Source organism: Flavobacterium sp. (assembly GCF_035195345.1).
GTDB lineage: Bacteria > Bacteroidota > Bacteroidia > Flavobacteriales > Flavobacteriaceae > Flavobacterium.
In genome coordinates, this window is record NZ_CP136574.1 from 1097791 (window position 1) to 1118314 (window position 20524).

Genomic DNA, 20524 nt, shown 5'->3' on the forward strand with positions numbered 1-20524 from the left:
GTATAATTTTTGATTAAAAAAAAACCTAACAGAAAATCTGTTAGGTTTTTTACTATTAGGATAGCACTACTCTTAGTAATTAAATTCTTCTTTAGCAGCAACTAACTCGTTGTATTCTTCTTTAGAACCTACTATCATATTGTCATAGTCTCTCATACCTGTACCAGCTGGGATTCTGTGTCCTACAATAACATTTTCTTTTAATCCTTCTAAGGTATCAATTTTACCTGCTACAGCAGCTTCGTTTAATACTTTAGTTGTTTCCTGGAACGATGCCGCAGAAATAAATGATTTCGTTTGTAACGATGCTCTCGTAATACCTTGAAGTACTGGAGTTGCAGTTGCTGTAATAACATCACGAGCTTCTACTAAATTTTTATCATTACGTTTTAATAACGAATTTTCATCTCTTAACTGACGTGGAGAAATAATTTGACCTGGTTTTAAATTTTCAGAGTCACCCGCTTCTTCCACAACTTTCATTCCATATAACTTATCATTTTCTACAAGGAAATCTCTTGTGTGCGCTAATTGATCTTCCAAGAACAATGTATCTCCTGGATCAACAATTCTTACTTTACGCATCATCTGACGAATAACCACCTCAAAGTGTTTATCGTTGATTTTTACCCCTTGTAAACGGTACACTTCTTGAATTTCATTCACTAAATACTGTTGAACAGCAGATGGCCCTTGAATTCTTAAAATATCTTCTGGAGTAATTGCTCCATCAGAAAGTGGTGTTCCCGCTTTTACGTAATCGTTTTCTTGAACTAAAATTTGGTTCGAAAGTTTTACTAAGTATTTCTTCACTTCACCAAATTTAGACTCGATAGCGATTTCGCGGTTACCTCTCTTAATTTTTCCAAATGTTACAACACCATCAATTTCAGAAACTACAGCTGGATTTGAAGGATTACGAGCTTCTAACAACTCTGTAATTCTAGGTAAACCTCCTGTAATATCACTTGATTTAGATGAACGACGAGGAATTTTAACAAGAATCTTACCTGCTTTAATTTTCTCACCATCATCTACCATAAGGTGTGCTCCAACTGGTAAGTTATACGAACGAATTAATTCACCATCTTTACCATAAATCAATAAAGTAGGAACTAATTTTTTATTTCTACCTTCAGAAATTACTTTTTCTTGGAAACCTGTTTGCTCATCGATTTCAACTAAGAACGATTGTCCTTGTTCTAAATCTTCATAAGCAATTTTTCCTGTAAATTCAGAAACAATTACTCCATTATATGGATCCCATTTACAGATGGTAGTACCTTTTTCAACAACGTCTCCGTCTTTAACAAAAATACTAGAACCGTAAGGAATATAGTGCGTATTTAATAAAATACCTGTTTTAGCATCTACTAATTTTAACTCAGTAGAACGAGAAATTACGATATCAACCGTATTTCCTTCAGCATCTTCACCTTTTACAGTTTTTAAATCTTCGATTTCTAATTTACCTGCAAAACGAGTCACAATGCTAGATTCTTCAGAGATTCCTCCAGCTACTCCTCCAACGTGGAACGTACGAAGTGTTAACTGTGTACCTGGCTCACCAATTGATTGTGCTGCAATAACTCCAACAGCTTCACCTTTCTGAGTCATTTTACCAGTTGCTAAGTTTCTTCCATAACATTTTGCACAAATACCTTTTGTAGCTTCACATGTTAATGGAGAACGTACTTCAACTCTTTCAATAGGAGATGCTTCAATTTTCTTAACGATTGCTTCTGTAATTTGTTCTCCTGCATGAATTAAAATTTCATTATCAAGAGGATTAACTACATTTTGTAATGTAACACGTCCTAAAATTCTTTCACCTAAAGTTTCAACAATTTCTTCGTTTTTCTTTAAAGCAGAAACTACAATACCTCTTAACGTACCACAATCTACAGAGTTTACAATAACATCTTGAGATACATCATGTAATCTACGAGTTAAGTAACCTGCATCGGCAGTTTTAAGAGCCGTATCCGCAAGACCTTTACGCGCACCGTGAGTAGAAATAAAGTACTCAAGAATCGAAAGACCTTCTTTAAAGTTAGAAAGAATTGGATTTTCAATAATTTCACCACCACCAGCAGTTGATTTTTTAGGCTTAGCCATCAAACCACGCATACCAGTTAACTGACGAATCTGTTCTTTAGAACCCCTTGCTCCAGAGTCAAGCATCATATATACCGAGTTAAAACCTTGTTGGTCTTCACGGATATTTTTCATTGCTAATTCTGTTAATTGAGCATTCGCAGAAGTCCAGATATCAATAACTTGGTTGTAACGTTCGTTATTGGTAATAAGACCCATACTATAGTTCATCGAAATTCCATCAACTTGCTCACGAGCATCAGCGATTAACTGCGTTTTTTGTTCTGGAATTCTAATATCTCCTAATGAGAAAGATAACCCTCCACGGAATGCGAACTTATACCCCATATCTTTCATGTTATCCAAGAAAGCTGCTGTTGTAGGAACGTCAGTCACCGCTAAGATTTTACCAATAATATCACGAAGTGATTTCTTAGTTAATACCTCATTAATATATCCTGCAGCTTCAGGTACTACTTCGTTAAATAATACTCTACCTGCTGTAGTTTGAATAATTTTATAAACTAATTCACCTTCTTCATTAAAATCTCTTGCTCTAATTCTCACTCTAGCATTTAATTCTAATTTTCCTTCATTCAAAGCAATATTTACTTCTTCAGCAGAATAGAAAGTTAAACCTTCTCCTAAAATTTTCATTTCTGGAGTAGACAAACGCTCTTTGGTCATATAATAAAGACCAAGTACCATATCTTGAGAAGGAACCGTAATAGGTGCACCATTTGCAGGATTCAAGATATTGTGAGATGCCAACATTAATAATTGTGCCTCTAAAATAGCTTCTGGTCCTAATGGTAAGTGAACCGCCATCTGGTCACCATCGAAATCGGCGTTGAATGCCGTACATACTAATGGGTGTAACTGGATTGCTTTTCCTTCAATTAACTTAGGTTGGAATGCTTGAATACCTAATCTGTGTAACGTAGGAGCACGGTTTAGTAATACTGGGTGACCTTTAATTACATTTTCAAGGATATCCCATACAACTGGCTCTTTTTTGTCTATAATTTTCTTAGCCGACTTAACTGTTTTAACAATTCCTCTTTCGATTAACTTACGAATAACAAATGGCTTGTAAAGTTCAGCAGCCATATCTTTTGGAAGACCACATTCGAACAATTTCATTTCTGGTCCAACAACAATTACAGAACGAGCAGAATAATCTACACGTTTTCCTAATAAGTTTTGACGGAAACGACCTTGTTTACCTTTTAATGAATCTGATAAAGATTTTAATGGTCTGTTTGATTCTGTTTTAACAGCAGAAGCTTTACGTGTGTTATCAAACAATGAATCTACAGATTCTTGTAACATACGTTTTTCGTTTCTTAAGATTACTTCAGGAGCTTTAATTTCCATTAATCTTTTTAAACGGTTGTTACGGATGATAACTCTTCTGTATAAATCATTTAAATCTGAAGTTGCAAAACGACCTCCATCAAGTGGCACTAACGGACGTAATTCTGGTGGAATAACTGGAATTACTTTTAAAATCATCCATTCTGGACGGTTTTCTCTGTTTAAGTTAGACTCACGGAATGATTCTACAACATTTAAACGTTTTAACGCTTCTGTTTTACGTTGTTTAGATGTTTCGTTGTTAGCAGCGTGACGTAAACTATAAGAAAGTTCATCTAAGTCTGTACGAGCTAATAAATCCATAATACATTCAGCACCCATTTTAGCGATGAATTTATTAGGATCGTTGTCATCTAAATATTGATTTTCCATTGGAAGTGTATCTAAAATATTTAAATACTCTTCTTCTGTAAGGAAATCTAATCTTTGTAATGATTCGCCATCAGCATTTTTAGCAATACCTGCTTGAATTACTACGTATCTTTCGTAGTAAATAATCATATCTAATTTCTTAGATGGTAAACCTAAAATATAACCAATTTTGTTTGGTAACGAACGGAAATACCAGATATGAGCAATTGGCACAACAAGGTTGATGTGTCCTACTCTATCTCTACGTACTTTTTTCTCTGTTACTTCAACACCACATCGGTCACAAACGATTCCTTTGTAGCGAATTCTTTTATATTTTCCACAAGCACACTCGTAATCTTTTACTGGACCGAAAATACGCTCACAGAAAAGACCATCTCTTTCTGGTTTGTGGGTACGATAGTTGATAGTTTCTGGTTTTAAAACCTCACCTCTAGATTCTCCTAAAATAGATTCTGGAGAAGCTAATCCTATCGTGATTTTGTTAAACCTTTTGATTTGGTTTTTATCTTTATTATTTCTATTATTCATCATAGTTTTTACTATTGATTTACTTGCAATTAAAAATTGATTTTGAACAGCTGTAGATCTACTACTTTTCTGTTGACTCGAATTACTTCTCTAAACTTCAAACCTTAAATTTTGAAGTGCTAATTATAAAAACCACAAGGTTTAAATAAAAAATCGGAACGGTTTACGGTTATAAATCCTTAAAAACTTTTTTAAATACAATTATTAATAGAGACGCGATTAATCACGTCTCTACAATAATTATTTATTTTATTCTTCTAATCTGATGTCTAATCCAAGACCTTTCAATTCATGCATTAATACATTGAATGATTCAGGTAATCCTGGTTCTGGCATAGTTTCACCTTTTACGATAGCTTCGTAAGTTTTAGCTCTACCAATTACGTCATCCGACTTAACAGTTAAGATTTCTCTTAAAGTACTTGATGCACCATATGCTTCAAGTGCCCAAACCTCCATCTCTCCAAAACGCTGACCTCCAAATTGAGCCTTACCTCCTAATGGTTGTTGCGTAATTAACGAGTATGGACCAATAGAACGTGCGTGCATTTTATCATCTACCATGTGTCCTAATTTCAACATGTAAATTACACCCACAGTTGCACGTTGGTGGAAACGCTCTCCAGTTCCTCCATCATACAAATACGTATGACCGAATCTTGGAATTCCAGCTTCGTCTGTAAATTCATTAATTTGATCTAAAGTAGCACCGTCAAAAATTGGAGTAGCAAATTTCTTGTTCAATTTTTGTCCAGCCCAACCAAGAACTGTTTCATAAATCTGTCCGATGTTCATACGAGATGGTACCCCAAGTGGATTCAATACGATATCTACTGGTGTTCCGTCTTCTAAGAATGGCATATCTTCATGACGAACGATTTTAGCAACAATACCTTTGTTACCGTGACGTCCTGCCATTTTATCCCCTACTTTTAATTTACGTTTCTTAGCGATGTAAACTTTAGCAAGTTTTAAAATTCCAGAAGGTAATTCATCTCCAACAGTAATTGTAAATTTCTCTCTTCTTAACCAACCTTGTAAATCGTTTAATTTGATTTTGTAGTTGTGAATTAAGTCGTTCACCATTGCATTGGTATGCTCATCTGTTGTCCATTGACCTTTAGTTAAGTGAGCAAAATCTTCTACACCTTGTAACATCTTTTTAGTGAATTTTTTACCTTTTGGTAATACTTCTTCACCTAAATCGTTCATTACACCTTGAGAAGTTTTACCATCGATGATAACAAATAATTTTTCAATTAATTTGTCTTTCAAGTCAGTATACTTAACTTCAAATTCAACTTCTAATTTATCAACGTCTTCTTTATCTTTAGAACGTTTTCTCTTATCTTTTACTGCTTTCGCAAATAATTTTTTATCTAAAACCACACCGTGTAAAGATGGAGACGCTTTTAATGAAGCATCTTTTACATCACCTGCTTTATCCCCGAAGATAGCTCTTAAAAGTTTTTCTTCTGGAGTAGGATCTGATTCTCCTTTTGGTGTAATTTTTCCGATTAGAATATCGCCAGGTTTAACCTCTGCACCAATTCTAATCATACCGTTTTCATCTAAATCTTTAGTAGCTTCTTCAGAAACGTTTGGAATATCATTAGTTAATTCTTCGTTACCTAATTTAGTATCACGAACTTCTAATGTATAATCATCAATATGTAATGAAGTAAAAATATCATCACGTACTACTTTTTCAGAAATTACGATTGCATCCTCGAAGTTGTACCCTTTCCATGGCATGAACGCCACTTTCAAGTTTCTTCCGATTGCTAATTCTCCGTTTTGCGTAGCATAACCTTCACATAATACTTGCCCTTTTGAAACTCTGTCCCCTTTTCTTACGATAGGTTTAAGGTTGATACAAGTACTTTGGTTGGTTTTTCTATATTTGATTAATTGATACGTTTTATCATCTGAATCAAAACTAACCATACGTTCTTCTTCAGTTCTGTCGTATTTGATAGTAATCATATTAGCATCAACATACTCAACAGTTCCGTTTCCTTCCGCATTGATTAATACTCTTGAATCAGAAGCAACTTGTCTTTCTAAACCAGTACCTACGATTGGAGCTTCAGGACGTAATAATGGAACGGCCTGGCGCATCATGTTAGATCCCATCAACGCACGGTTCGCATCATCATGCTCTAAGAAAGGAATCAATGAAGCTGAAATCGAAGCAATTTGATTTGGAGCAACGTCTGTGTAATGAACGGCAGTTGGAGCAACCACAGGGAAATCTCCTTCTTCACGCGCAATAACATTCGTAGCGGTAATTTTACCATTAGCATCCATTTCAATGTTTGCCTGAGCAATCATTTTACCTTCTTCTTCCTCTGCACTTAAGTACACTGGAGTTGACTCTAAATCTACAACACCATTAGTTACTTTACGGTAAGGGGTTTCGATGAATCCCATTCCGTTAACTTTAGCATATACTCCTAAAGATGAAATCAAACCAATATTTGGTCCCTCTGGTGTTTCAATTGGACAAAGTCTTCCGTAGTGTGTATAGTGAACGTCACGCACCTCGAAACCAGCTCTTTCTCTAGATAAACCTCCAGGTCCAAGGGCAGATAAACGACGTTTGTGTGTAATCTCTGCTAATGGATTCGTTTGATCCATGAACTGAGATAACTGGTTAGTTCCAAAGAACGAATTAATTACCGATGATAATGTTTTAGCATTAATCAAATCGATAGGTGTAAACACCTCGTTATCACGAACGTTCATTCTTTCACGGATAGTTCTAGCCATACGAGCTAAACCTACTCCGAACTGAGCTGATAATTGCTCACCAACTGTTCTTACACGACGGTTTGATAAGTGGTCAATATCATCAATCTCTGCTTTAGAGTTGATCAATTCGATCAAATATTTAACGATTGTAATAATATCTTCTTTCGTTAAAACTTGTTTTTCCATTGGAATATCAAGGTTTAACTTTTTGTTCATTCTGTAACGACCTACTTCACCTAAGTTGTAACGTTGGTCAGAAAAGAATAATTTATCTATAATACCACGAGCCGTTTCCTCATCAGGCGGTTCCGCGTTACGTAATTGTCTGTAAATATGTTCAACAGCCTCTTTTTCAGAGTTTGTTGGGTCTTTTTGTAATGTATTGTGAATAATTGTGTAATCAGCCGCGTTGTTATCCTCTTTATGTAAAAGGATAGTTTTTACGTCTGCTTCAATTATTTCTTCGATATTATCTTTATCAAGGATTGTATCACGATCTAAGATAATTTCGTTACGCTCAATAGAAACTACTTCACCAGTATCTTCATCAACGAAGTCTTCATGCCATGTATTTAATACACGTGCAGCAAGTCTTCTTCCAGCATATTTCTTGATACCCGTTTTAGAAACTTTAATTTCTTCAGCTAAGTCGAAAATCTCCAAGATATCTTTATCTCTTTCAAATCCGATAGCTCTAAATAAAGTAGTAACAGGTAATTTTTTCTTTCTATCGATATAAGCGTACATTACGTTATTGATATCGGTAGCGAATTCAATCCAAGAACCTTTAAAAGGAATAATTCTGGCAGAATATAATTTAGTCCCATTTGCATGGAAAGACTGTCCAAAGAATACACCTGGAGATCTATGTAATTGCGATACAACCACACGTTCAGCACCATTGATAACGAATGTACCACTAGGAGTCATATATGGTATTGTTCCTAAATACACATCTTGAACGATTGTTTCAAAATCTTCGTGTTCAGGGTCAGTACAATATAATTTTAATCTAGCTTTAAGAGGCACACTATAAGTTAAGCCTCTATCAATACACTCTTCGATGGTATATCTAGGTGGATCAATAAAATAATCTAGGAATTCTAATACGAATTGATTTCTCGTATCAGTAATTGGGAAATTTTCCATGAAGGTATTATACAGCCCTTCGTTGCCTCTTTCGTCAGATTTAGTTTCCAATTGGAAAAAATCTTTAAACGATTTCACTTGAATATCTAGAAAATCTGGATATTGTGGAATGTTTTTTGTTGAAGCAAAATTTAATCTTTCAGTCTGATTAGCAATCATCAATGGATAAAATTTTGATTTAAAAAAAGTAATTTTTGTGTAAATACACTGTTTTAATAATACTTCCTTTTTAATAAACAATACATCTTTAAAATAAACCAGGAAAGTTAGTTTAATTTTTTTCTTCGTTATTGCCTACTTTTATAACGCATAAAAAATACAATAATTTAATATACGCAAAATGGTTTAGGTCTTTGAGAACACTCTCAAGACCTAAACCTAGCTTATTTATGAGTATAAATTATTTTAACTCAACTACAGCTCCTGCTTCTTCTAAAGCTTTCTTAAGACCTTCAGCCTCATCTTTAGAAACTCCTTCTTTTACATTTGTTGGAGCAGCATCAACTAAATCTTTAGCTTCTTTAAGACCTAAACCAGTTAATTCTTTAACCGCTTTAACAACTCCTAATTTAGAAGCACCAGCCTCTTTTAATACAACTGTAAATTCAGTTTGTTCTGCAGCAGCAGCACCTTCACCTCCACCTGCAGCAACTACAACAGCTGCAGCAGCAGGCTCGATACCATACTCATCTTTTAATATTGTTGCTAATTCGTTAACTTCTTTAACTGTTAAGTTAACTAATTGTTCTGCGAATTGTTTCAAATCTGCCATTTTTTCTATCGTTTAAAATGTTTTGTAAAAAATATAATTTATTATGTGCGTACTTATTATTCTGCTCCTTCTTCCTTATTAGGTTGATTTTTAAGAGCTGCAATAACTCTTTGAGCAGGAGATTGTAATAATCCAATGATTTCTCCAATAACTTCTTCTTTAGACTTGATAGCTACTAAGCTGTCTAATAAGTTGTCACCGATATAAATTTCTTGGTTAATATAAGCTCCTTTAAAAAGTGGCTTGTCACCTTTCTTACGGAATTCTTTAATGATTTTTGCTGGCCCATTAGCTGTATCAGCAATAAACATAGATGTATTTCCTTTAAGAACTGTAGATAAATCACCAAAGTCGCTATCTGAAGCTTGCATTGCTTTTTCAAGTAATGTATTCTTCACAACTTCTAATTTAATACCTGCTTTAAAACAAGCTCTTCTTAAGTTTGAAGTAGTATCTGCATCTAGTCCTGAAATGTCTGCTAAATAGATAACATTAACATCCGCTAACTGTGCAGTTAAATCTTTAATCGCGATTGATTTTTCTTCTCTAGTCATACTAAAAATTTTTAACTACCAATTATACTGCTTTAGGATCTAAAGCAATTGCAGGACTCATTGTACAAGATAAGTGAATAGACTTAATATATGTACCTTTAGCTGCAGTTGGTTTTAATTTGATTAATGTTTGAACGATTTCGTGTGCATTTTCATAGATTTTATCAGCATCAAAAGATACTCTACCTATTCCTGCATGAACGATACCAGTTTTATCAACTTTGAAATCGATTTTACCAGCTTTTACTTCAGCAACAGCTTTAGCAACATCCATTGTTACAGTACCTGTTTTAGGGTTTGGCATTAAACCTCTTGGTCCTAAAACACGTCCTAATGGACCTAATTTACCCATAACAGCTGGCATAGTGATAATTACATCAATATCTGTCCAACCATCTTTGATTTTTTGAAGATAATCATCTAAACCTACGTGGTCTGCACCAGCAGCTTTAGCTTCAGCTTCTTTATCTGGAGTAACTAATGCTAATACTCTTACATCTTTACCAGTTCCGTGAGGTAATGTTACAACCCCTCTTACCATTTGATTCGCTTTTCTAGGATCTACCCCTAATTTTACTGCGATATCAACAGACTCATCAAATTTTGCAGAAGCAACTTGTTTAATTAATGCAGAAGCATCTTTTAAACTATAAAGTTTATTCTTTTCAATTTTTGCTGCAGCCTCTTTTTGCTTTTTTGTCAATTTTGCCATTGTCTAATTCTTTTAACGATTAAAAAGGAGCATTCCCTGTTACTGTTATACCCATAGATCTAGCTGTACCTGCAATCATACTCATAGCTTTCTCTAATGTAAATGCATTTAGATCGGCCATTTTGTCTTCAGCAATAGCTTTAATTTGGTCCCAAGTAACACTTGCAACTTTTTTACGGTTTGGTTCACCAGAACCAGACTTTAATTTTGCTGCCTCTAATAATTGAATTGCAGCAGGTGGCGTTTTAACAACAAAGTCAAAAGACTTGTCTTTATACACAGTAATTTGTACTGGTAAAACTTTGCCTGGTTTATCTTGAGTTCTAGCATTAAATTGCTTACAAAACTCCATGATGTTAACCCCAGCAGCCCCCAAAGCAGGTCCAACCGGTGGCGATGGATTCGCTGCACCTCCCTTAACTTGTAGTTTAACTACTTTACTAACTTCTTTTGCCATTTTTAAAAAAATTTAGCACATCTATCAATTGGAAGCGATTGATGTGATTTATATATGTAACGAAAATTATACTTTTTCAACTTGCATAAAACTCAATTCTAAAGGTGTTTTTCTTCCGAAAATCTTAACCATTACTTCAAGTTTACGCTTTTCTTCATTTACTTTTTCAATAGTTCCATTGAAACCATTGAATGGACCATCAACAACTTTTACAGTTTCGCCAATGGTATATGGTATAGCAACATTATCAACTTTAACTGATAATTCATCTACTTTACCTAACATTCTGTTGACTTCAGATTGTCGTAATGGCACAGCATCACCACCTTTAGTTTCACCTAAAAAACCAATAACACCAGGGATAGACTTGATAATATGTGGTATTTCACCTGTTAAGTTAGCTTCAATCATAATATAGCCAGGAAAGTATACTTTATCCTTTGCTATTTTTTTTCCGTCACGCACAGTAACAACTTTTTCAGTTGGAACAAGCACTTGAGAAATATAATCAGCCATACCTAATCTAGCCGTTTCAGTTTCAATATAAGCCTTAACTTTGTTTTCCTGACCACTTACAGCCCTTACTACATACCATTTATTAACATTATTATCAGACATACTTTAGGTATTATTTTAAAATGTTAAAAAAACCTTCAAGTGCTTTTACAAACAATTCATCAACACCCCATGTTAATAAGGCGAAAACAATTGAAAATACGGCTACAATAATTGTTAAACGTTGAACATCAGCCCAAATTGGCCAAGTAACATTAGTTTTCAATTCATGAAAAGCTTCAGATATGTAATTAACTACTTTTGTCATTTGAATCATTATTTGCACGGGCGGAGGGATTCGAACCCCCATCAATGGTTTTGGAGACCACTATACTAGCCCTTGTACTACGCCCGTTTGTTAAAAAACCAGCAGCGTACTGCTGGTTTTAATTATTGTTGACTTATAATTAGTCTAAAATTTCAGTAACCTGACCAGCACCTACTGTTCTACCACCCTCACGGATAGCGAAACGTAAACCTACTGATAAAGCGATAGGACTTAACAAAGTAACATCAATAGTTAAGTTATCACCAGGCATAACCATCTCTACACCAGCCGGTAAAGAAATAGTACCCGTTACGTCAGTTGTACGTACATAGAACTGAGGACGGTAGTTATTGTGGAATGGAGTGTGACGTCCACCTTCTTCTTTTTTCAAGATATACACCTCAGCTTTGAAGTGAGCGTGTGGTTTAACAGATCCTGGTTTAACGATAACCATTCCTCTTTTGATATCTTCTTTAGCGATACCTCTTAATAATAAACCTACGTTATCACCAGCTTCACCTCTATCAAGGATTTTACGGAACATCTCAACTCCTGTAATTGTAGAAGTTAATTTATCAGCACCCATACCGATGATTTCAACTGGATCTCCTGTATTAGCAACTCCTGTTTCGATACGACCTGTAGCAACAGTTCCACGACCAGTAATTGTAAATACGTCTTCAACTGGCATTAAGAAAGGCTTTTCAACGTCACGAACTGGTAATTCAATCCAGTTGTCAACAGCTTCCATTAATTCCATGATAGTAGCAACCCATTTTGGATCACCATTCAATCCACCTAAAGCAGAACCTTGGATAACTGGACCATTATCTCCATCATATTGATAGAAAGATAATAAATCTCTAATTTCCATTTCTACTAATTCTAATAATTCAGCATCATCAACCATATCCACTTTATTCATGAATACAACCATTCTAGGCACACCTACTTGACGACCTAAAAGGATATGCTCTCTTGTTTGTGGCATAGGACCATCTGTAGCAGCAACTACTAAGATAGCACCGTCCATTTGAGCAGCACCTGTAACCATGTTCTTAACGTAATCCGCGTGACCTGGACAGTCAACGTGAGCGTAGTGACGGTTAGCTGTAGAATATTCTACGTGAGATGTATTAATAGTAATACCTCTTTCTTTTTCTTCTGGAGCATTATCAATTTGATCAAATGATTTTGCTTCTGATAAACCAGCATCAGCTAATACTTTAGTAATTGCAGCTGTTAACGTAGTTTTACCGTGGTCAACGTGTCCGATAGTTCCAATATTTAAATGGGGCTTCGAACGATCAAAGGTTTCTTTTGCCATGATTTAATAATTTAATCTTAGTTATATATTAGTGTTCAAAAAATAAACTTTTTTAAGAGCCAATGACGGGAATTGAACCCGCGACCTCTTCCTTACCAAGGAAGCACTCTACCCCTGAGCTACACCGGCTTTTGTGTATTCAGAAGTTAGCTTTCAGAATTCAGAAAACCAAATCCTTCTTTCTAAATTCAAAATCTCGTGGGGAGAGCAGGATTCGAACCTGCGAAGACGTAGTCAGCGGATTTACAGTCCGCCCTCGTTGGCCGCTTGAGTATCTCCCCAAACCTTTTATATTTAGTTGCTTAAACTTTGAGCCGATGGAGGGACTCGAACCCACGACCTGCTGATTACAAATCAGCTGCTCTAGCCAGCTGAGCTACACCGGCAACTTAAATATAAAAAGTCCGCTATTTCTAACGGACTGCAAATGTATATAATTTATTTTTGAATCAAAACATTTTTTGTGTTTTTTTTCTTTTTATGAATTTGCTTTTAATTTTTCTTTTCGTTTTAAAATTACACGCTCCAAAGAATCAACAGACAAATCTACCCCTTCTTCAAAACTTTTAGCTGTTTTTTTTACTACAAATTCGTCACCAGGAACATTAATTTTAATCTCTACTGTTTTATTTTCTTTATCACTCGTGTTTTCAAGTCTTAAAAAAATATCAGACGAAACTATTTTATCATAATATTTTTCCAATTTATTCATTCGTTCTTGAATGAAATCTAGTAACTTCTTGTCTACATTAAAATTTACTGCTTGCACATTAACTTTCATAATTCTAAATTGATTAAAATGATTATACAATGAGTTATTTTTTATTTCTAGGATGCGCTTCTTGATATACTTTTTTTAGCTCAGCTAAACTGCTGTGTGTATAAATTTGAGTAGACGACAAACTAACATGACCCAACAACTCTTTTACGGAATTTAAATCGGCTCCATTATTCAACAAGTGCGTTGCAAAGGAATGCCTAAGAACGTGTGGACTCTTCTTTTCTTTTTTCGAGACAGTACTAAAGTAATCATTTATTAACCGATAAACAAACGATTCGCTTACTTTATTTCCGTTTTTTGACAAAATTAACACGTCGCCATTGTTAATTACCTCTAAATGATTCCGTTGGACCTTATACAATTTAAAAAGAGTGATTGTACAATCTAGCATTGGAATAATCCGTTCTTTATTTCTCTTCCCGATTACTCTGATTGTTTTTTGAATTTCATTGATGCTGTTCATCTTTAAATTGATCAACTCCGCTCTTCTTATTCCAGTTGTATAAAAAAGCTCTATTACAAACTGATTCCGAATCCCTTCAAAATCAGGCAAATATTCATTATTAGAAAAAACATCTTGTAATTCTTTCTCAGAAAAAGGAATTTGAACTTTCTTTGCTGTTTTTAGTGATTTATGTTTCAATAATGGATTAATCGAAATCTGCTTCACCTTCAACAAAAATTTGTAATACGATTTTAAAGCCGATATTTTACGATTAACCGAAGTAGTCGAAATGTTTTGTTCCACAAGAACTACAATCCAATTTCTAACATGTGGATAAATAACTTCTTCGAGACTTACAGATTGACCTAGAAGATATTCTTGAAAAGATTTGATATCATCTAAATAAGCGCGAACCGTTAAAGAAGAATAGTTTTTCTCTTTAATCAAATAATCCTGATATGCTTGTAGATTTGTAGACATAAAAAAACCGCTAACAACAAAGTTACACTTTATTAATTAGCGGTTAGTATAGTTTTTCAAAAATATTAACTCTCTAATGAGTCTCTCAATCCTTGAATGTAAGATGCTTTTTGGATCTTAGCTCTGTTTACAACAGATGGTTTAATAAAAGCTTGACGAGCACGTAACTGACGAACAGTTCCTGTTTTATCAAATTTTCTTTTATAGCGCTTTAATGCTCTATCGATATTTTCTCCGTCTTTAATTGGTATAATTAACATAATATAGACACCTCCTCTCGTTAAGGGTGCAAATGTAGAAAATAATTATGAATTAAAAATTAAAAATTAAAAATTATTTTACCGCTGGCTTATAATTCTGATTGTCAATTATCATCTTTGATAAAATCTCTTTCAAAATCTCAGAAGTTCCTCCACCAATTGGCCCTAATCGACTATCTCTTAATAAACGTGCTAATGGGTATTCTTCCATGTAACCGTAACCACCTAACATTTGTAAACAATCGTAAATTGCTAAATCGGACACCTTAGTTGACTTTAATTTAGCCATAGTTGCTTCTTTAACCACATATTCACCTTTATTCAATCTTGCTACTGCAGCATAATTGAATATTTTACAATGCTCTACTTCGGTAGCATGCTCTACCATAGTATGTCTTAAAGCTTGAAATTTGTTAATTTTGCTTCCAAAAGCTTCGCGTTGAGACATATATTCTATTGTATACTCAATTGCATATTCAGCTCTTGCATGTGCATTGATTGCCATGATTAAACGTTCTAATGCAAAATGCTGCATGATATAAGGAAATCCTTTGCCTTCTTCTCCCATTAAGTTTTCTAATGGAATTTCAACATTATCAAATGCAAGTTCAGCTGTATCAGAAGCTCTCCAACCTAATTTATCCAATTTAGTTGCAGATATTCCATTTGTTTTAGCATCAACTAAAAATATACTTATTCCTTTATTTCCTAACTCAGGATTTGTTTTTGCAGCAACTACGTAGTAATCCGCGTAAACTCCGTTTGTAATAAATGTTTTAGAACCATTGATAATGTATTTGTCTCCTTTTTTTACTGCATTTGTACGCATACCTGCTACATCGCTCCCTCCAAAAGGCTCAGTAATACACAATGCTCCAATTTTATCCCCTAAAATACTTGGAGCCAAGTATTCTTGTTTAATTCTTTCATCACCTTCAGCATTTAAATGTGTCATTGCTAAATAAGCATGAGCCCACATAGCCGCCGCAAAACCTGATGATTTGACTTTTTGAAGTTCTTCCAAAAAAACAACCGTATAAAACAAATCCAAATTCATTCCACCATAAGCTTCAGGATAATTTAATCCAAAAAAGCCCATGTCTCCAAATTTTTTCCAAATGAAACGTTCAATTGTTCCTGTTTTTTCCCATTTTTCAATATGAGGAACCACTTCTTTATGTAAAAAATCTCTAAAACTCTTTCTAAATAATTCGTGTTCTTCTGTGAAATAAATTGAATTCATAAATATGTAATTGTTTATTTTTGATTTTATTGGCTTTAATTTTAAAAATTCAAATATAGGGCGATTATTTTTATTTTTTCGTTAGGCATTCCCTTAATTTTTGTTAAATCATCTACATTTTTTATTCCATTATTCATAGTTCTATAGATGATAATTTCTTTAGCGATACTGTAATTGAAATAAGGGAATTTTGCTAATTCTTTCTGAGACAAATCATTTATAGCAATTTTTTTAATTCCGATTGAATTCTTAACTGCAAAACGTTTTTCTAAATCTGCAATTGCCTCTGGACTAATTCCCCAAATAAATTGAAACTGCTCCATGCTAACAAATCCACCTAATTTTTCTTTTTCCAGTAAAATTTTATCTGCTAGTTTTTCACCAATTCCGTAAACCGCTATTAAATCTTCTCTTGACGCAAAATTGATGTCTTTTTGAACAATCTTTTCTTTTTCTTTAGCCAAATACTTAGAAAACTTTTCTGAAGTTGCAGCGCCTTTATTTTTTACCCAATCTGGAAATTTGAAATAAGGACTAACCTTTGATAAAAAAGCATTTGACACCTGAGTAATTTCTTGAAACTCTTTTGCTGAGTTTACGAATTTTCCTTTTTTACGATATGCGTGTAAGCGATCAATTTCTTGGATAGACATTCCTAATTTATAGCCTTTGTAATCCGTAATATAATTAGGATTGAATGGATAAATCGTATCCTTTTTTGTTGCTTGAATATGCTTTAGACTATCAATTTCATTTTGAACTAACAACCAAGCTTTGTCTTCAGTATGATTTTCATTGGATACTAACTGATTTTTGAGAAAGAAATAACTCAGTTGTACAAAAACTATAATACCAAACAACAAAAAAATCCCACTTCTGTGTTCTCTTGAAAACAGGAAGTAGGATTTAATCTTATTCATTTTTCTATAAAAATTAATCGTTTTTACGAACTAAATCTTCATCATTATCCTCGTAAGAATCTGGTTCTTGTTTAGGAGGCGTACTTAAAACTAAGTAGAAAAAATATCCTGTAACTGCAGTTACCGTTCCTACGGCTAAAAACATTGTTATTAAAGCTTCTGTTTTCATGATTATATTCTCCCTTCTTTTTTACGTTTTTTATAAGCTACAAACACTAAATATGAAATTCCTAAGAATACTAATAGTAATAATAATCTTGAAGCATTTACAAATAATATTGTATCGTTCAACACTTCTAATTCTTTAGCATCCGTAGTGGTTGCAATTTTTTGATAAATATCTTTATTTGTTATTTTATCCCATACACCTGGTAAACTTGAGAAAAACACAACTCCCAAGAATACTGGTGTAACAAATTTGATGATAAATTTATATATACCAGGTACTTTAATATCAGCACCCGTTGTGATTTCTTTCCAAGCTGGCAATTTTTTCATTGCTTTAAATGGCAATACATCATCAGAATTTCTCCATTCATCATATAAATCTGATAATCCAAAAACCCATGAAAACAATATTATTTCAAAAAAAGCAAACAAAACTAATGAAAAAGTTCCTGCCCAATAATCATACTCGTCAAAAACTCCGTAATTAAAGAATAAAACTGTTGGTAAACCTAACAAAAACACTAAGCCACCAAAAGCCCAAGCAGCATTTTTGTGTTTCCAGCCAAATTCATCTTTTAAGAATCCCATAACAGGTGTACCCATTGCTAATGATGAAGTAATTCCGGCAAAAAACAATAAACCAAACCAACAAACTCCACATAAGATTGCTAAAACAGTACCCCATTGTTCAAATAAGAATGGTAATGTTTTAAAGCCTAATCCTAAGCCACCAGTTTGCGTCATCTCTAACACTTTATCTACTCCTAGGTATCCAACTGAAATCGGAATAATAATTGCAGCACCTAAAACCACTTCCACAAACTCATTCATCCAACCAGCACTCATTGCATTCAAGGCAATATCATCATTCTTTTTTACATAAGAAGCATAACATTGAATAGAACCCATTCCAACTGAAAGTGTAAAAAAGATTTGACCAGCAGCAGCCAACCAAACTTTTGGAGACCATATAGTAGAAAAATCAGGTGTCCATAAAAAATTTAAACCTACTGATGCATCATTAATAGCGCCTGCAACTCCTGCTTCTACATTAAAAGCCATTATGGCTAAGAAAACACCAAAAAGAATTAACAAAGGCATCCCAACTTTTGCTACTTTTTCAACACCACCACTCAATCCTTTTGATAATATCCAAGTATTTAATAACAAACACACTATCCAAAATAAAATAGTTTCTAAAGGCATTTCCAAACCTACATAGCTATTAAAAAATCCAGCTACTTCCTCTTGCGATTGACCTGCAAAAGTTCTAGAAATACTATGCCAAACCCAACTTAATGTCCATGATTCAAGATAACAATAATAAGCTGCTACAGCTAAATTGGTAAAAATTCCAAAAACACCAATGTATTTCCAAAATTTTCTCTTATCCATACTATCTAAAATGAAAGGCGTACTATGGTGACCACTTTTTCCACCAAATCTTCCCATACTCCATTCCACAAACAATAATGGAATCCCCATTAATAAAAAACAAACTAAATAAGGCACAATAAAGGCCCCTCCTCCGTTTTGTACTGCTTGAACTGGGAATCTTAAAAAATTACCTAATCCTACAGCATTTCCAGCCATAGCTAAGATAAGTCCAACTCGTGAACCCCACGATTCTGTATTTGTTGACATAAAAATATATTGGTTGTTAATTTTTCAAAGATAAGAAAACTATCTAAAATTCAAATAAAAGTTACACTTTATGAAATATTATAAGTCAAAAACTGAACTTCTCTTAGTTTTAATCATATCTTTTAGCTTTAATAGAAATGCTAATGTAAGATAAAACCCAAAACCTAAACCCACTGTAACGAATGAAATATAGATAAAAAACAATCGAACATTGGTAGCTCTCATACCCAAACGGTCTGCTAAACGAGAAGCCACAAAAAAACCATGTTTTTCAAAAAAATGTAATAGATTTTGAATCATAGAGCCCTTAATTTTATTCAAAAGTACAATTAATTTTTAAGTAAAAAAGCTCCTACCGCACATTGTAAGCATTTTTTAGCATCACAATATTCTTTTTTTAATTGCAACAAAGATTGTGATTGAAATGCATTTTCTGCCAAAATTCCAATCGAAGCAAATTTGTCGATAATAATATTTTTCTCAGGCGGTAATGCAGTTATTAATTCCAAAATCTCTTGAGAATATTCTTTATGTAAACTTTGTTCATAAGCAAATCGGATGGGTAATATCGTATTCATCACAATTAAGTCAATAAATGCATGAGACATTTTCTTTTTCTTAGCAACACTTTTTTTATCAAAATTATAATGTGTTTCCCAATAATCACTGACTTCTATTTGAAACAAAGTATAAATTTCACTTATAGATAAAACATTGACAATCTTTGAGAACAAATTATGTTCTTTGTGATATAAAGCGGCCAATTGCGCTAAACGAATAGTTGGAAAATTATCTGGTCGGTGTTTAAAAAATTCAACTTTATCAAAAACACTTTTAGAAATAGTGTATTTATGGCATAAATAATTATAATCGTTTTGCAATTTATTTGGATAACAATCCTGGAAACTTGATTCCAACATATTTGCTTGTCCAAAAAATAGCGTTTCTAAATTTTCAATTGCAAACGATTCTTTTCGTATAACTGAAAACGGAATCGACTTTGCCATATTTAAAAATAAAGCTCCATTAGTATTTAATCCAAAATTCTTAGCTAAAAGACAAAATAAAACCGCTTCCCAATCATTATTTGATTCTTTTAATAATTGTTTGATTTCTTCAGATTTTCGCTCCAATCGATCAAAATACAAACGTTCTTGCCAATTTTTAAAAATAAAACCATCTACTTTTTGAACATCATTTTCACAATAAATCCAAGATTTTTGAGTAATTAAAGATTGATATTTATGCACATCGGTCAATGCAACATAATTCCTCAATTCAAGTGTTGGAATTTCTAGATTATCCCTTCTAAAAATAGGCGTATCATGTTCCCAAACCACATGTAAAATAACCGAATCATAATTTGCATCTTTCTCATGATTATGTAAATACCAATCCGATGACTTGAGATGAATTTCAATATTTCCAGCCCATTTTTGATTGCCGATAATAATTTGTGCATTGAAAAAATCAGGACCTGCAAGTTGCAAATATTGACCTGAATGTAGAATCTGAATCGATTCTCCTGTAGTAGTTTGAAGTTGAGTAACAGCAAATTTCTTATGCTGCCAAACGTGGTGCAAAAAATCTTCTTTCATTCTGTATGGCGTATATAACTGAGAAACAAAGATAAAAAAAAACCTGTAAAAATAAAATTT

General features: G+C 33.6%; 18 protein-coding genes and 4 tRNA genes. All 22 read right to left on the minus strand.

Annotated features, from left to right (window positions below; all coding sequences use genetic code 11):
• Positions 1-72 precede the first annotated feature (72 nt).
• A complete protein-coding gene (rpoC, locus tag RSE15_RS05425; protein WP_324069948.1) occupies positions 73-4380 on the minus strand; it encodes a DNA-directed RNA polymerase subunit beta' in 4308 nt (1435 codons plus the stop codon).
• Positions 4381-4626: 246 nt separating this feature from the next.
• Complete coding sequence (gene rpoB, locus RSE15_RS05430; RefSeq protein ID WP_324069949.1) at positions 4627-8439, minus strand: DNA-directed RNA polymerase subunit beta; 3813 nt, start codon at positions 8437-8439, stop codon at positions 4627-4629.
• Positions 8440-8680: 241 nt separating this feature from the next.
• The gene (rplL, locus tag RSE15_RS05435) at positions 8681-9052 is read right to left on the minus strand and encodes a 50S ribosomal protein L7/L12 (RefSeq protein WP_324069950.1); all 372 of its coding nucleotides are present in this window, start codon (positions 9050-9052) and stop codon (positions 8681-8683) included.
• 56 nt (positions 9053-9108) lie between these two features.
• Positions 9109-9606 (minus strand): 50S ribosomal protein L10, encoded by a 498-nt coding sequence (rplJ, locus tag RSE15_RS05440; RefSeq protein WP_324069951.1) that lies wholly within the window; start codon positions 9604-9606, stop codon positions 9109-9111.
• A gap of 22 nt (positions 9607-9628) precedes the next feature.
• The gene (gene rplA / locus RSE15_RS05445; RefSeq protein ID WP_291134828.1) at positions 9629-10318 is read right to left on the minus strand and encodes a 50S ribosomal protein L1; all 690 of its coding nucleotides are present in this window, start codon (positions 10316-10318) and stop codon (positions 9629-9631) included.
• A 19-nt stretch (positions 10319-10337) separates the two neighbouring features.
• Positions 10338-10775, minus strand: coding sequence for a 50S ribosomal protein L11 (gene rplK / locus RSE15_RS05450; protein WP_008256586.1), 438 nt, complete (start codon positions 10773-10775; stop codon positions 10338-10340).
• A gap of 66 nt (positions 10776-10841) precedes the next feature.
• Entirely contained in the window at positions 10842-11393 is a 552-nt protein-coding gene (gene nusG / locus RSE15_RS05455; RefSeq protein WP_324069952.1) for a transcription termination/antitermination protein NusG, read from the minus strand.
• Between the two features lie 10 nt (positions 11394-11403).
• Entirely contained in the window at positions 11404-11598 is a 195-nt protein-coding gene (gene secE, locus RSE15_RS05460; RefSeq protein WP_008256584.1) for a preprotein translocase subunit SecE, read from the minus strand.
• 15 nt (positions 11599-11613) lie between these two features.
• Positions 11614-11685: transfer RNA gene (locus tag RSE15_RS05465), tRNA-Trp, on the minus strand.
• A 52-nt stretch (positions 11686-11737) separates the two neighbouring features.
• On the minus strand, positions 11738-12925 hold the full coding sequence (gene tuf / locus RSE15_RS05470; RefSeq protein ID WP_008256583.1) for an elongation factor Tu: 1188 nt from the start codon (positions 12923-12925) through the stop codon (positions 11738-11740).
• Positions 12926-12982: 57 nt separating this feature from the next.
• Positions 12983-13054 (minus strand) — tRNA-Thr (locus tag RSE15_RS05475).
• 70 nt (positions 13055-13124) lie between these two features.
• A tRNA-Tyr gene (locus tag RSE15_RS05480) sits at positions 13125-13206 on the minus strand.
• Positions 13207-13237: 31 nt separating this feature from the next.
• Positions 13238-13311 (minus strand) — tRNA-Thr (locus tag RSE15_RS05485).
• Positions 13312-13403: 92 nt separating this feature from the next.
• Positions 13404-13706, minus strand: coding sequence for a ribosome hibernation-promoting factor, HPF/YfiA family (gene hpf, locus RSE15_RS05490; protein ID WP_324069953.1), 303 nt, complete (start codon positions 13704-13706; stop codon positions 13404-13406).
• A gap of 34 nt (positions 13707-13740) precedes the next feature.
• Positions 13741-14631, minus strand: a complete 891-nt coding sequence (locus tag RSE15_RS05495; RefSeq protein WP_324069954.1) for a tyrosine-type recombinase/integrase — start codon at positions 14629-14631, stop codon at positions 13741-13743.
• 65 nt (positions 14632-14696) lie between these two features.
• Positions 14697-14891: a 30S ribosomal protein S21 gene (gene rpsU / locus RSE15_RS05500; RefSeq protein WP_111567655.1), complete on the minus strand. Its 195-nt coding sequence runs from the start codon at positions 14889-14891 to the stop codon at positions 14697-14699.
• Positions 14892-14964: 73 nt separating this feature from the next.
• Positions 14965-16134, minus strand: a complete 1170-nt coding sequence (locus RSE15_RS05505; RefSeq protein WP_324069955.1) for an acyl-CoA dehydrogenase family protein — start codon at positions 16132-16134, stop codon at positions 14965-14967.
• 41 nt (positions 16135-16175) lie between these two features.
• The gene (locus RSE15_RS05510) at positions 16176-17054 is read right to left on the minus strand and encodes a ComEA family DNA-binding protein (protein ID WP_324069957.1); all 879 of its coding nucleotides are present in this window, start codon (positions 17052-17054) and stop codon (positions 16176-16178) included.
• 13 nt (positions 17055-17067) lie between these two features.
• Complete coding sequence (locus tag RSE15_RS05515; RefSeq protein ID WP_324069959.1) at positions 17068-17223, minus strand: hypothetical protein; 156 nt, start codon at positions 17221-17223, stop codon at positions 17068-17070.
• A 2-nt stretch (positions 17224-17225) separates the two neighbouring features.
• On the minus strand, positions 17226-18866 hold the full coding sequence (locus RSE15_RS05520) for a sodium-dependent transporter (RefSeq protein WP_324069961.1): 1641 nt from the start codon (positions 18864-18866) through the stop codon (positions 17226-17228).
• A gap of 78 nt (positions 18867-18944) precedes the next feature.
• Positions 18945-19166: a PspC domain-containing protein gene (locus RSE15_RS05525; RefSeq protein ID WP_324069963.1), complete on the minus strand. Its 222-nt coding sequence runs from the start codon at positions 19164-19166 to the stop codon at positions 18945-18947.
• A gap of 29 nt (positions 19167-19195) precedes the next feature.
• On the minus strand, positions 19196-20464 hold the full coding sequence (locus tag RSE15_RS05530) for a DUF2851 family protein (RefSeq protein ID WP_324069965.1): 1269 nt from the start codon (positions 20462-20464) through the stop codon (positions 19196-19198).
• Positions 20465-20524 lie beyond the last annotated feature (60 nt).